Genomic DNA, 13,691 nt, shown 5'->3' with positions numbered 1-13,691 from the left:
GCTCGCCGGGCGGGCCTGGCGGACGCTGGTCGAGCCTGTCGAGATCCTGTCTCGACAGGCTCGACCAGCGAGGGTCAGTGACTGGTCAGGGGGTCAGAGCCCGAGCGAGGCGTACTCGTCGAGGGCGCCCTGCCAGCTCTTCTCCGGGTCGTCACCGTTGAGGTCCACGCGGTTCAGCGCGTTCTGCACGGCCGTGTGGATCGCGAAGTAGTTCTTGCCCTTGAACGGGGCACCCTCGATCGCCTGGGCGCGGGCCGAGAAGATCGGGCCGACCGGGGCGTCGTTGAAGAAGTCGTTCGTCGAGTTCTGCACGGCGTCGGAAGCCTGGGCGTCGAGCTGCGACGGGAACGTGTTGGCGTTCTCGTAGGCCTGGATCTGGACCTCCGGCGAGGTCAGCCACGCCGCGAGCTCCTTGGCCGCGGCGGCGTTGTCGCCCGAGGAGGGCACGGTGAGGAACGAGCCGCCCCAGTTGCCACCGCCGCCGGGGAAGACGTCCGCGACGTCCCAGCCCTTGACGCCACCGGCGTTCTGCTCGATGGACGCCGTCATCCACGGCGGGCAGAGCATGGTGGCCCAGGCGTTGTTCTGGAAGCCGGCGGTCCAGTCCTCGCCCCACTGCTCGAGGCCGGCGGACAGTTCGTCGTCCACGGACGCGGTCAGGACCTGGTCGTACAGGTCCTTGATCTCCTGGTTGGTCTTGAGGTCCTTGGGGTCACCGGTCGCGGGGTCCTCGTAGGCGCCCTCGAGCTGGTTCACCATGCCCTGGTAGGTCGGCACGGCCCCGTCGAACCAGGCCGAGTCCGACTTGGCGACGAACGTCTTGCCGAGGTCGAAGTAGTCCTGCCACGTCGCGTCGTCGCCGCCGAGGGCCTCGGCGACCTTCTCGCGGTCGGTCGGCAGGCCGGCCTTCTCGAAGAGGTCGGCGCGGTAGCAGATGGCCTCCGGGCCGATATCCGTGCCGTAGCCGATGAGCTTGCCGTCGGTGGTCGTGGCCTGCTGGACCTTCCAGTCCACCCAGCGGCCATCGAGGGCCGGGTCGGCCAGGTCCTCGAACAGGTCGGGGTACTGCATGAGCTCGGGCAGCCAGTCGACCTCGATGCCCTCGATGTCGGCCAGGCCCTCGCCGCCGGCGGCGAGCTTGGTCGTGAGGTTGTTGCGCGCGTCCTCGGACGTCGCGGCGGTGACCTGCTTGACGGTGACGTTCGGGTGGTCCTCGGTGTAGGAGGCGAGGAGCTCGTCGGTGTAGCCGAACTGGTTGAAGGTGGCGACGGTCAGGGTGATCTTCTCGTCACCGGTGGCGGTGTCGTCGCCGCCGTCGTCCGAGCCGCCGCAGGCGGTCAGGGCGAGGGCGAGGGTCGCGACGCCGGCGGTCGCCGCGACGACGCGGCGGGTTCGGCGGGTGGGTCGGGTGCTGCTGGGCACGGTGACTCCCTTGTCTGGGTCGGGCATGCGAGATGGAGGGTTGGTAGCGCTCCCACCTCCATGGTGGTAGCGCTCCCACAGCCAGGTCATGATGCTGGCTGTCGGTGATGACGAAAGTCAAGCCCGCCGAGGTGTCGATGCCGCACCGTGACCTGGGCGGCGGTGTCGGCGCAGGTCAGAAGAGTGAGTGGCCGCCGCGTGTCCGGATCGTTATCGGTCTTCCCCGGCGGTGGGCGGCGCCGAGAGCCACTCCTGGCCGGCCGCACCCTCGGCCTCGAGGGTCGAGCGGACCGCCCGCGCGGCGGCCTCGGCCACCGCGGCGCCGAACAGGGGCACCGTGGCCCGGACCTCGCCGTCGTACACCTGCCGGGTGCCGCCGTCCGCCGTCGGCTCGAGGCGGACCGTCCCGGTCACGCGCACGGGGGCGCCGGCGATCTCGAGGGCGATGGTCCCGGTGCGGCGGTCGCCGGACGGCGCCTCCCACACCTCCGCCTGGCGCACCTCGAGGTGGTCGCCGACGAACGGCCGTACCTGCGCGGGGATGAGGTCGGTGGGCAGCGTGCGCCGCACCGCGATGGTGAAGCCCTCGGCAGGGCTCCCGGTCACGTCTGCCTGCTCGACGCGGCCGCCCGGGCCGCGCATCGCACGCCAGCGGATGAACGACTCGTCGGCGAGCATCGCCACGACGGCGTCGGCGTCCGCCGCGTACGTCAGCTCCACGGTCAGGTGCACGAGGTCACCCTACCGAGGCCGGAGCGGAGCGGGAGCGCCCGTACTCTGGTGGGCGTGTCCGCCATGAGTGACCTCATCGCCCAGAACACCGACCTCTCCGAGGGGGACGTCGAGTGGTTGCACCTCCTCGTGGGCGACTGGCAGCTCGTGTCAGACCTCGCCTTCGCCGACCTGGTGCTGTGGCTGCCGACCTCCGACGACGGCTTCGTCGCCCTCGCTCAGGCCCGGCCGTCCACGGGCGCCACCGTGCACTACGACGACATCGTCGGGTCGTTCGCCCCCGACGGGCAGCGCCCGCAGCTCGCGGCCGCCATGACGGAGGTGCGGGCGCAGCGCTCGCGCGAGCCGCGCTGGTTCGGCGCGTACGCCGTCCGCGAGGAGGCGGTGCCCGTCGTGCACGAGGGGCGCCCCATCGCCGTCGTCGCCCGCCAGACCAACCTCGGCTCCGGGCGCACGCCCAGCCGCCTCGAGCTCAACTACGTGGAGTCCGCCGACGACATCCTCGCGATGATCGCGCGCGGCGAGTACCCCGCCACGAATGCCGCCACCGGCCCCCGTCGCGGCGCCCCGCGCGTCGGCGACGGGCTGATCCGCCTCAACTCCGAGGGCGAGGTGCTGTACGCCAGCCCGAACGCGCTGTCCTGCTTCCACCGGCTCGGCGTCATCGGGCCGCTGGTCGGGCAGTCGCTGGTCGAGGTGACCGCCGACATCGTGCAGTACCAGGACACGGTGGACGAGTCGCTGCCGCTGGTCGTCATGGGTCGCGCCCCGTGGCGTACCGACATCGAGGCCAAGGGCGTGGCGCTGTCCCTGCGCGCCCTGCCGCTCACGGACCGGGGGCAGCGCATCGGCGCGGTGCTGCTGTGCCGCGACGTGTCGGAGCTGCGTCGTCGCGAGCGCGAGCTCATGACCAAGGACGCGACGATCCGCGAGATCCACCACCGGGTGAAGAACAACCTCGCCACCGTCGCCGCGCTCCTGCGGCTGCAGGCGCGTCGCATGGACGTGCCCGAGGCGCGGGCGGCGCTGGAGGAGGCGATGCGGCGCGTCGCAACCATCTCGATGGTGCACGAGTCCCTGTCGCAGACGCTCGACGAGAACGTGGAGCTCGACGACATGCTGAGCCGCGCCCTGCGTTTGGCGGCCGACGTCGCGTCGACCCGCACGCAGGTGCGCACCCGCCAGACCGGGTCGTTCGGGCTCGTGCCCGCGCAGGACGCCACGCCCCTCGCGCTGGTGCTCACCGAGCTGGTGACCAACGCCGTCGAGCACGGGTTCCCCGGGCGGGAGTCCGGCACCGTCGAGATCGACGTGCAGCGCGACGGGGCATCGATGCGCATCGTCGTCGCGGACGACGGCGTGGGGATGCCGGAGGGGATCGCCGCGCTGGGGCGGGCGTCGCGCAGCGGCCTGGGTTCGCAGATCGTGCAGACCCTCGTGACGAACGAGCTCGGCGGCACCATCGACTGGGAGGCGCGCGACGGCGGCGGCACGCAGGTCGTGCTCAAGCTGGAGCTGCGCGACGGGCAGTCCTCGGCCCGCTCGGGGTACTGACGGCTAGCTGTGATGCCCAGCCAGGTCGGGGCAACGCCCTGACGAGACAACGAGGGGACGGACAGCCGAGGCGGTCCGTCCCCTCGTCGTCATACGGTGTCGTGCGGGAGCGGTGGCGACCGGTGAGGTCAGCCGGCGCGACGGGCGCGCGCGGTGCGGCGCTTGAGCGCGCGGCGCTCGTCCTCGCTCAGGCCGCCCCAAACGCCGGCGTCCTGGCCGGACTCGATGGCCCACTTGAGGCACGTGTCGACGACGTCGCAGCGACGGCAGACGGCCTTGGCCTCCTCGATCTGCAGGAGGGCGGGGCCGGTGTTGCCGATGGGGAAGAAGAGCTCAGGGTCCTCGTCGAGGCAGGCGGCCTTGTGGCGCCAGTCCATGTCATCTCCTCGGTGCAGGGGAACCCGGTCCGTCATGCGGCCGCATCAGGGCGCGCCAATCCGGGTCCGGTGGGTGGGGGTTGATCTGCCGTCCAGCGTCACACCTCGTGAAGCGCGGCACAAGGGGTTACGCGGAAGTTTCTCGCGCATGAAGCGTGAGTGCTTCATCACACTGTCGTGAAACCGCAGGTCGCACGTATTCTGACGTGTCATGCGCGCTCCTGTCACCCCCTCTTCCGACGCCGACGGCGCTCCCGACAGGTCCCGACCGCCCGGCCTGAAGGTCGTCGCCGTGGGGATCCTGATCGAGGTGGTGCTGCTCGTCGGCGCGGCAGGCATGGTCGGTTTCGAGGTCGTCCGCGGCGCCTCCAACAGCGTAGCCGTGAGCGTGTTCCTCGTGCTCTTCTTCCTCGGGCTCTCCTGGCTGCTCGTCGGGTCCTGCCGCGCCCTGTGGGCCGGCAGGCGCGGCGGCCGCGCGCCGATCGTGGTGTGGCAGATCATGCAGGGCCTCATCGGCATCAGCCTGCTGACCGCCGGCGTGTCCTGGGCGGTGCTCGCGGGCATCGGCCTGTTTCTCGTCGCGGCCTCCGTGCTCGTCGCGGTCATGACGCGCCGGGTCGTCGAGGCGACCTCCGGCTGAGCGCCCGCCCGGCCCCGCGGGCCGCGCCACCTGCACTGCCAGCACCTCGCCCGACTGCACGAGCGCGCCGCGTCCCGCCCGCGCGGGGCCCGGGTCGACCGCGTCCGCGAGCGGCACGCCCAGCAGGTCGTCGGCCCCGCGCTCGCCCGGGTGCAGCACCACGCCGGTGCGCCGGGCGCGCAGCTCGGCGAGCACGCCCCGGTGCGCCAGCGCCGTCCCCGTGGTCGTCGACGACGCCACGACGGCGTGGCCGGGCGCGTCGAGCAGCGCACCGATGCGGTCCGCCTCGAGCGGGTGCTGCTGGGCGAGGGCGTCCAGGTCGTCCACGAGGAGCACCTGCGGGCCCGTCGCCCCGTCGGCCCGCGGGACCGGCAGCCGGTCCAGCATCGCGGCCAGCGCCGACGGGGACGGCCCTGCCGCCGGGGCGTCGCCCGCGTCCCGTCGCAACACGGCGTCGCGCGAGACCACGCCGGCGAGCCGGCCGGCCGCGGCGAGGCGCCGGGCGATCACGCGCAGGACGGTCGTGCGGCCGCTGCCGCGGGGCCCGGTGACCAGCGCGCCCTGTGCGACGTCGAGCCCGACCGGTGCGGCATCGTCGCCCCCGACGCCGATCGGGACGACCAGCTCGTCGCCGGGCGGGACGTCGCGAGCCACCTCGTCGCCGGGCATCCCGGCGACGAGGTGGCGTGGGCGCCGCGTGGCAGGGCGGGGCAGGTCGTCCTCCGCGACGGTCGCGGGGAGCGGACGGACCACCACCGGGGGGACGGCCGGGCTCACCGGGGCCCGGCCGACCGGTGCGTTGACCAGGGCGCCGACCGGGGCGCCGTGCGGGTCGAGCCCGAGGTCGTGTCCCAGGTCGAGGTCTCCCGGCAGCAGGACCTGGCACAGGAGCTGCTCCTGCCCGAGCCATGCCGCACGACCCGGTGGCCCGCCGCGCCCCGCCAGGTCCGACGGCGCGCCGAGGATGACGTCGGCGTGCGCCTCACGCCCGACGAGCACCAGCCGCGACCCGACCCGGGCAGCCAGCCCGCCGAGCATCGCGCCGTCGGACGCGAGGGCGAACGCGACCCCGGGCGTCGCCAGCGCCCGGACCAAGGGGTCCCACGGGTCGGGGCCGGCGAGGGCGGCGCGCAGCTCCTCGACGCCGTCGACCACGACGAGCGTCGGTGCCGGCGCGGGACCCGAACCCAGCAGGCGCAGCAAACGTGCCGCCCGGCGTGGCGACCCGGGTCCGGCCACCGTGCCGAGGCCGGGGTGTCGATCGAGCGGCCCGAACCGGGGGAGCGCGGCGCGCGTGGCGAGCACGTGCACGTGCCACCCCCGGCCCAGGGCGGCGCCCGCCAGCGTCAGCAGCGCCGTCGTCCGGCCGGAGCGGGCGCGACCCACGACCCCCAGGTGTCCTGCGTCCGGGTCCCAGCGCACGACGGTCCGGCGCTGCCGGGCCGGGTCGTCGCCGAGGGCGAGCGGGAGGCCTGCGGCCGCGTCGGGGCCTGCGTGCCCGGGCCGCGTGGTGCAGCCGGCCGGGCCGCCGGGAGAGGCGGCCCTGCCGCGGCCCGCCGGCGGCCCGACAGCACCGACGTCGCCCACCTCGCCGACGTCGCTCACGTCACCCACCAGGACGCGCTCCGGCAACGGGGGCAGCCACGGCGCGGCGCCGGCCCGCAGCCCGCGCTCGGCGGCGGCAGCGCGGCACGCGGCGACGAGCTCGTCGACCGGGTCGGGGCCCGTTCCCGGGCCGGCGGCCGCCGCGGACCCGTCCTGATCGGGAACCGGAAGGGCGGCCGCGGGCGGTGATCCCCAGGCCGGCGCGTGCCGTACCCGGCTGCCGGCCGCCGCAACACGGCCCGCCGCGTGGGCGCACTGGAGCGCCACCGGGGGCTCGGCGCCGCAACGCAGGACGGCGCGCCCGGGGGAGCCCGGGGGGATCCTCGCCGCCGCGGACGTCTCGACCACGTCGAGCGAGTCGGCGGCGTCCACGACCCGCAGCGCGAGCCGCGCCGACACGTTGGCGCGGACGTCGGCGCTCACCGCACCTGCCGGCCGCTGAGTCGCGAGCACGAGGTGCACGCCCAGCGAGCGGCCCTGTGCCGCCACGCGCAGCAGCCCGGGCAGGAAGTCGGGGAGGTCGTCGGCGAGAGCCCGGAACTCGTCCACGACCACGACCAGCCGGGGCGGGGCGTCGGGCAGCCCCGGCGGCAGGGCGGCGAGGTCCGCGGCGCCGTGCGCTGCCAGGACGCGCTCGCGCCGGTGCAGCTCGGCACGGAGGCCGGCCAGGGCGCGCCCCGCGAGCCCTGGGTCCAGGTCGGTGACCTGGCCGACGACGTGCGGCAGCCGCCCGCAGACGCCGAACGACGCGCCGCCCTTGAAGTCGACGAGCGCGAGCGCCAGGTCGCGAGGGGACCGGCGCCCGGCGAGCCCCAGCACCAGGGACTGCAGCAGCTCGGACTTGCCCGCGCCGGTGGTGCCCGCGACGAGCAGGTGGGGCCCGTCCGCCACCAGGTCGAAGGTGACCGCCCGACCGCGGGCGTCGCGCCCGAGCGGCACCGCCCACCCGAGGGCGGAGTCCCACGCCGCACCGGGGTCGCTCACACCGTCCAGCAGGTCCGCCAGCGGGACCGCGTCGGGCAGCCGCGGGTCGGTCGGGTCGCCGTCGTCGCTCCCGGGCCCGCCGACGGGCCCGAGGCCGTCGGCCGAGTCCAGCGTGCCCAACGACCGGCGCAGCCCCGACAGGCCGGCGACGGTCCGCGCGGCCTGCTCCGCCCGGTCGACGTCGACACCGACCAGGGGCCCGGTCGCCGCGGAGCCGTCCGGTGCGGCGCGCCGCACCCGGCCGCCCCGGACCCGCCACGTCGTGCGGCACCAGGAGGGGACGGGTGCGTCGTCGGGGAGGCAGAGCAGCACCGCGCCGCCGCGGGCGAGGACGTCGTCCCGCCGGGCGGGGTCGGAGGCCGTGCCGCGATCCGTCGCGTCGACGGCGTCGACGACCAGCACGGGCGGTCCGCCGCCCGGGATCCAGCGGCACCACGACCATGCCTCGACCGCCCCCACGACGTCCACCGACGCCCCGGCCGCGGCCAGCTCCACCACCACCGACCGTGCGACGGCGAGCACGTCGGCGCGGGGGCCGACCAGGGCCATCGCGCCGTCGGGCACGAGGCCCACGACGGCACGGGCTGCGTCCGCGCCGCCCGACGCGTCCCCGGCCCGCGCCCCGACCGGGAGCGGGCCCGCGTGGCCGACGGAGCGGGTCGCGGCGCGCTGGGTGGCCGCGCGCCACGCCCCGTCGGAGGCCTGGTGGGCGGCGAGGAGCCGCGCCAGCAGCGGACCGGGAGCGTCGCCCGGGGCTCGGGCGGGGGCACCGGGCGCGATGTCGGGAGCGTCCGTGGCGACGCCTGCGGTCGCGCCCGGGGTGGCGCCGCCCGTACCTGCGCGCCGCCGGCGGCGGGCGGCGACGAGCTGGGGCACCAGGGTCGCGAGGCCGAGCAGGGAGAACAGCGCGTAGGCCGGTTGGCGCAGCACGGCCGCGAGCACGAGCGACCCGACGACGGGTAGCGCGGCGGTGGCGAGCATGCCCGCGCCCGGGGACGCGGACCGGCCGTCCTCCGCCGCAGCGCCCGGGCGGGCGTCGAGCCACGTCGCGACCGTCCCCGAACGGTGCAGGGTCCACGAGCCCGGGCCGCGTGGGTCGCCCAGCTCCAGCCGGTGCCCCGGGCGCCAGCGCCGCGGCCACCGCCCGACGCGGCGGGGCCGGCGCCGCGCCGCGCCGTCCGGCGGGACGAGTCGCGGCGAACCCGGTGCGGCTCCGCGGGCCGCTCGACCCAGGAGGGGTCGCACCCGCGTCGCGCCCGCGACCCGGACGCGGACCCGTTCAGGCCGGCGCTGGTCCACGCGCACCACGACGCGGGCCGCGGGACGAGCACCGCCGGGGACGGCGTCGTCGGGCAGCGCGGTGGGGGCGCCGGGCGGGAGCGGGAGGGTCGCGCCGGCGGCCGGGCCGTCGGAGCGGGCGGCGAGCCACGGGCCGCCGAGCACCGCGGACGGTGACGTGTCGTCCGGTGCGCCGTCGAGCGGCGGTGGGGCGGCTCCGCGGCGGCGCCCGGCGCCCGGGGCACGCGCCGCCGCGTGCACCGCGAGCACGACCCCCGGCAGGAGCGGGCGGTCCCCGACGAGGTCGTCGTCCGAGACGGGGAGGCCGTCGGCGCGCAGGGGCGCGTGCCGCAGCTCGGGACGGCGCAGGAGGGCGGCGAGCTCGCCCCGGCACGCGCCGAGCGGTACCCCGGCGGGCAGGAGCGCGTCCTCGCCGGGCCGCACGGTCACCCGGACGTCCCCGCCGCGCACGGCGGGGACCGCGAGGGCGGGCACTCCGGAGGTCGACATGACCTCCAGGGTGCCCGCCCGGGACGGCCGTCTCGGACGGCCTGTGGACAACCTCCCGCTACTCGCTGGCGAGGGCCTCCACCGGCGAGGTCTTCACCGCGGTGCGGGCCGGGGCGACGGACGCCACGAGCCCGGCCACGGCAGCCACGACGAGCATCAGCAGCACGTCGCGCCACGGGACCACGATGACGGGCGTGCCCGCCCAGCCGAGCGCCGCCGCGGCGCCGGCCCAGCCGTACACCAGGCCGAGCAGCACGCCGAGCGCGGCGCCCACGAGCGCGATGAGCAGGCCCTCGACCGCGAGCATGCCGCGCAGCTGGCCCTTCGACAGCCCGATCGCCCGCAGGGTCGCGGACTCCCGACGCCGCTCGATGACCGACAGGGACAGCGTGTTCGCCACGCCGATCAGCGCGATCACGACGGCCGCCGCGAGCAGCCCCACGACGATCCCCAGCGCGGTGTCGATCACCTGCTGGAAGCCGGCGCGCTCGACCGCCGCGCCCATGACGTCGGCCGGCGCCTCGGTGTCGGCCACCGCGTCCTGGATCGTGGGCACGACGCTCGCGGCGTCGCCCGGGTCGTCGAGACCCACCCACAGGCTGGTCACCGGGGCGTCGGCGTCCAGGGAGGCCAGGTCGTCCGGCACCACGAGGAGGCCGCTGTCCGCGAGGTCGGTGACCGCGGCCGTGACCTCGAGCGACCCGTCCGGGCCGGTGAGCGTGAGCGTCTGCCCGTCGCTGATGTTCCACACCTCGGAGAGCTCCTCCGGCACGACGGCCGTGCCTGCCGCGAGCGGGGCGACCATCTCGGTGCTGCGCAGCACCGACCCGGCGTCCGCGGGATCGACGGCGCGGACCGTCATGGCGAGCCCGTCGTCGACGCCGTCCCCGGCGACCTGGGCGGCTGTGGCCGGCGACTCGACCACCGTGGCGACGCCGGCGACGTCGCGCACCGTCCCGGCCAGGGTGCCGGGCACCGCCGGCACGGCGGCGTCGCCCGCGGCGACGCTCACCGGGTCGCTCGACAGGTCGGTCGAGACGGTGACGTCCACCGGGTAGCGGGAGTCGAGCTCGGCGTCCATCGTCACGCGGGCGCTGGCGGCACCCGTCGACATCATGCCCACGAGGGTCACGCCGATGAGCAGCGCCGTGGACGTCGCCGCGGTGCGGCGCGGGTTGCGCAGCGTGTTCGCGGCCGCGAGCCGCGCCGTCGGGCCGGACATGCCGACCAGACGCCCGGCGAGCGCCACCACGCGGGGCAGCCAGAACACCGCGCCCACGAGCACGCCGAGGAAGGACAGCACCCCGCCCGCGACGCCGACCATGAGGCCGAGGCTCGGCTCGCCGCCCACGGTGCTGACGGCGACGCCGCCGCCCAGCAGGGCGAAGCCGACGACCGCGACGAGGGTCGACAGGACCAGACGCACGCGCCCGGCGCCGCGGGCCCCCGACGGCGCGTCGGCGGGGCGGAGCGCCTCGAGCGGGGCGACGCGGGTCGCGGCCCGGGCGGGGGAGAGCGCGGCGACGAGGGTCACGAGCGTGCCCACCACGAGGGGGATGAGGATCACGGCCGGGGTGATGTCGACCGTCGCCGGCAGCGGGACACCGAGGTCCATGCCGCGGCCGATCGTGAGCGCCGCCTGTCCCAGGCCGACGCCGGCCGCGAGGCCGACCACCGACGAGACGAGGCCGAGCACGGCCGCCTCGAACAGCACGGATCGGCGCAGCTGCCCCTTGTCCGCCCCGACGCAGCGCAGCAGCGCGAGGGTGCGGGTGCGCTGGGCGACCAGCACCTGGAAGGTGTTCGCGATGACGAGCGCGGCGACCAGCAGCGCGACGGCGGCGAAGACCAGCACGAACGTCGTGAAGATGACGTTGTCGCCGCCGGTCATCTCGGTGGCGACCGTCTCCGCGTGCTCGGAGGGCGTCACGACCTTGAGGCCCGAGGTGTCGGTGCCCGAGCCCGCGGCTGCGCTGGTGAGCGCGCCGGTGATGGCCGTGCGGGCCGTCTCGACGTCGGTGCCGTCGTCGAGCGTGACGAGCACGGTGGTCGGCTCGACGGGCTCCTCGCCGGGGGCGCGCAGGTCGTCGTCCCAGGCCGTGACGTCCGCCGCGGGGGCGACGGCCGCGCCGCCCTGCATCGAGTACGCGCCGTACGGGTCGGTGAGCGTGCCGGAGACGGTCAGCTGCTCGCGGACCTCGGTCCACGCGTCCTCGTCGGACTCCTGGTCGCCCTCGAGGACGTTGCGCACGAGGGTGACGGTGTCGCCCGTCGTGGTGTCGAGCCGCTCGGCCACGTCGACCGGCAGCGCGATCTCGCCCGAGGCCTCGGGGAGGTTGCCGTCGGCGACCTCGAGCGGCAGCACGCTCGTGTCGGTGGGCTCGGCCAGCACGCCCTGGAAGATGGTGCGGCCGCCGGCCTCGAGCTGCTGGTAGGACATGAGCTGCGGGTCGGCCGTGGCCACGCCGTCGGTGTCCCGCACGGCGTCGAGGGCGGTGTCGTCGGCGGGGACGCCGCGGACGACGAGGTCGGCGCCCGTGAACTGGGCGGCGATCGAGTCGTAGGTGGTGCGGGTGATGACGTTGCCCGCGAGCAGGGTGATTGCGACGAACGCGGTGCCGATGACGATCGCGAGGCCGGCGGCGGCGAGCCGGCCGACGCTGCGTCGCATCTGCGACAGGGTGAGGCGGATCATCGCGCGGCCACCGTCCGCAGCGCGTCGAGGCCGGCCAGGGCGGACTCCGGCGTCGGGTCGGTGATGTCGCCGGCGATCTTGCCGTCGGCGATGAGGATGACGCGGTCGGCGTACGCGGCGGCCGCCGGGTCGTGCGTGACCATGATGATCGTGCGGCCGAGCTCGCGCACCGAGCGGCGCAGGAAGCTCAGCACCTCGGCGCCCGAGCGGGAGTCGAGGTTGCCGGTGGGCTCGTCCGCGAAGACGACGTCCGGCTGGGCGATGAGCGCGCGCGCGATGGCGACGCGCTGCTGCTGACCGCCGGACAGCTCGCTCGGGCGGTGGGTGAGCCGCTTGCCGAGGCCGAGGGTGTCGACGAGGGTGCCGAGCCACTGCTTGTCGACCGTGCCCCCGGCGAGCTCCACGGGCAGGGTGATGTTCTGCTCCGCCGTGAACATCGGCAGCAGGTTGAACTGCTGGAACACGAAGCCCACGCGGGTGCGGCGCAGCGCGGTGAGGGCCTTGTCGTTCAAGCCGGTCACCTCGGTGGAGCCGATGAACGACTGCCCGCTCGTGGCCGAGTCCAGGCCGGCGAGCAGGTGCATGAGCGTGGACTTGCCGGAGCCCGACGGGCCCATGATCGCGGTGAAGCGGCCGGCCGTGAAGTCGACGTCGACCCCGTCCAGGGCGCGCACCTGCGCCTCGCCGCGGCCGTACGTCTTGGTCAGGGCGCGGGCCCGCACCGCGGGGGTGACGGTCGGTCGGGCGGCGGTGCCCTCGTCGGGGATCGGGACGTACACGGTGGTGTCCACGGAAGCTCTCCGGTGTCTCGGGGTGGTGGTCCGCGAGCCGTCAGGAGCCCTCGGACCAGGACACCGGCGACGCTACGGAGCGGCGGCGCCGTGGACATCGGCCCGGGGGCTGGTCCTGCGGGGCTCCCGGGTCATCCCCCGGTATGACGTCGACCCTGACCGGCACCCTGATCCGCCCCTGACCTGCACCCTCGCTGACAACTCGCGCGGCGACGCTGCCCCCAGGACACGGCCGTCCCCAGATGACGACCGGGACGGTGTCCGCCCACAGCGACGCCGCCACCGTGGGCGCATGACAGGTTCCGCTCGCCTCTACCGCGACGTCCCCGGGCTCCGCGAGCTCGCCCACCGGCAGCAGGGCGTCGTCACCCGCGGTCAGGTCGGTCGTCTGGCCACGACGCCGGACCACGTCGAGCGCCTGGACGTCGCTGGAGCTCCAAGGGCTGCAGGGCTGGCACAGAGATCCGATCCACCTGGTCGGCCCGCGCGGGGCACGACCGGACCGGCACCCGTGGCTCGTGGTGCACGAGTCACGCCGGCTGCGCGAGGAGGACGTGGTGGACGCCGGCGGCCTGCCCGTCCACGGCATCGCCCGGGCCGCCGTCGACGCTGCGGCGTGGCAGCGCTCGTGGCGCACCGCGTCGGGCCTGATGGCCGCCGTCGTGCAGCAGGCCCTCGCCACGACCGACGACCTCTTCACGATGCTCGACTCCGTGGGGAAGGTGCGGCACCGCAAGGTCATGCGGCTGGCGCTCGCGGACGTCGTCGGCCGTGCGGACTCGCTGGCGGAGATCGACTTCGCGCGCCTGTGCCGCGACGGCGGGCTGCCGGAGCCCTCGCGCCAGGCGGTCCGCACGGACGCCCGCGGCCGACGACGCTTCCTCGACGTGGAGTGGCGGCTGCCGGGCGGGCGGGCGTTCGTCGTCGAGATCGACGGCGTCGGCCACCTGGAGCGCGAGCGCTGGTACGACGACCTCCTGCGCGACGCGGAGATCGGCGCGGACGCCGCCACGGTGCGGGTCCGCCTGCCCGCCATGGCCGCGCGCTACGAGCCGGAGCGAGTGCTCGCCGTCGTGCGCCGCCACCTCGGCTGGTGAATTGTC

General features: G+C 75.8%; 8 protein-coding genes. 2 read left to right on the top strand and 6 right to left on the bottom strand.

Features of this window, described 5'->3' with window-relative positions; translation table 11 throughout:
• Window positions 1–93: 93 nt before the first annotated feature.
• A complete protein-coding gene (locus tag B5Y66_RS01390) occupies window positions 94–1,422 on the bottom strand; it encodes an ABC transporter substrate-binding protein (RefSeq protein WP_079571612.1) in 1,329 nt (442 codons plus the stop codon).
• A 210-nt stretch (window positions 1,423–1,632) separates the two neighbouring features.
• Window positions 1,633–2,154: a DUF2505 domain-containing protein gene (locus B5Y66_RS01385; RefSeq protein ID WP_079569996.1), complete on the bottom strand. Its 522-nt coding sequence runs from the start codon at window positions 2,152–2,154 to the stop codon at window positions 1,633–1,635.
• Between the two features lie 63 nt (window positions 2,155–2,217).
• Here B5Y66_RS01385 and B5Y66_RS01380 point away from each other — a divergent pair, with 63 nt between their 5' ends.
• Complete coding sequence (locus B5Y66_RS01380) at window positions 2,218–3,708, top strand: sensor histidine kinase (RefSeq protein ID WP_079571610.1); 1,491 nt, start codon at window positions 2,218–2,220, stop codon at window positions 3,706–3,708.
• 128 nt (window positions 3,709–3,836) lie between these two features.
• Here the strand turns inward: B5Y66_RS01380 and B5Y66_RS01375 are convergent, their stop codons facing one another.
• From B5Y66_RS01375 to B5Y66_RS01360, 4 genes are all read right to left on the bottom strand, one after another.
• Complete coding sequence (locus B5Y66_RS01375) at window positions 3,837–4,085, bottom strand: WhiB family transcriptional regulator (protein WP_079569994.1); 249 nt, start codon at window positions 4,083–4,085, stop codon at window positions 3,837–3,839.
• 127 nt (window positions 4,086–4,212) lie between these two features.
• Window positions 4,213–9,102 carry an FtsK/SpoIIIE domain-containing protein gene (locus B5Y66_RS23095; protein WP_139820664.1) on the bottom strand — a complete coding sequence of 1,630 codons (4,890 nt, stop codon included), beginning with the start codon at window positions 9,100–9,102 and terminating at the stop codon, window positions 4,213–4,215.
• 58 nt (window positions 9,103–9,160) lie between these two features.
• Window positions 9,161–11,773, bottom strand: a complete 2,613-nt coding sequence (locus B5Y66_RS01365) for an ABC transporter permease (RefSeq protein ID WP_245806848.1) — start codon at window positions 11,771–11,773, stop codon at window positions 9,161–9,163.
• Window positions 11,774–11,793: 20 nt separating this feature from the next.
• Window positions 11,794–12,588 carry an ABC transporter ATP-binding protein gene (locus tag B5Y66_RS01360; protein ID WP_079569987.1) on the bottom strand — a complete coding sequence of 265 codons (795 nt, stop codon included), beginning with the start codon at window positions 12,586–12,588 and terminating at the stop codon, window positions 11,794–11,796.
• Between the two features lie 518 nt (window positions 12,589–13,106).
• On the opposite strand from B5Y66_RS01360, the gene B5Y66_RS01355 reads away from it, so the two are divergent.
• Entirely contained in the window at window positions 13,107–13,685 is a 579-nt protein-coding gene (locus B5Y66_RS01355; RefSeq protein WP_245806847.1) for an endonuclease domain-containing protein, read from the top strand.
• The last annotated feature ends 6 nt before the right edge of the window (window positions 13,686–13,691 follow it).

Source organism: Krasilnikoviella flava (assembly GCF_900167525.1).
Classification (GTDB): domain Bacteria; phylum Actinomycetota; class Actinomycetes; order Actinomycetales; family Cellulomonadaceae; genus Isoptericola; species Isoptericola flavus.
Note: the sequence above shows the minus strand (reverse complement) of the source record. Positions and strands in the feature narration are given on the sequence as shown.

Excerpts from the sequence above, each read along its gene's own strand:
- B5Y66_RS01380 (WP_079571610.1), top strand. The coding sequence starts at position 2,218 with ATGAGTGACCTCATCGCCCAGAACACCGACCTCTCCGAGGGGGACGTC.
- B5Y66_RS01375 (WP_079569994.1), bottom strand. The coding sequence starts at position 4,085 with ATGGACTGGCGCCACAAGGCCGCCTGCCTCGACGAGGACCCTGAGCTC.
- B5Y66_RS23095 (WP_139820664.1), bottom strand. The coding sequence starts at position 9,102 with ATGTCGACCTCCGGAGTGCCCGCCCTCGCGGTCCCCGCCGTGCGCGGC.
- B5Y66_RS01365 (WP_245806848.1), bottom strand. The coding sequence starts at position 11,773 with ATGCGACGCAGCGTCGGCCGGCTCGCCGCCGCCGGCCTCGCGATCGTC.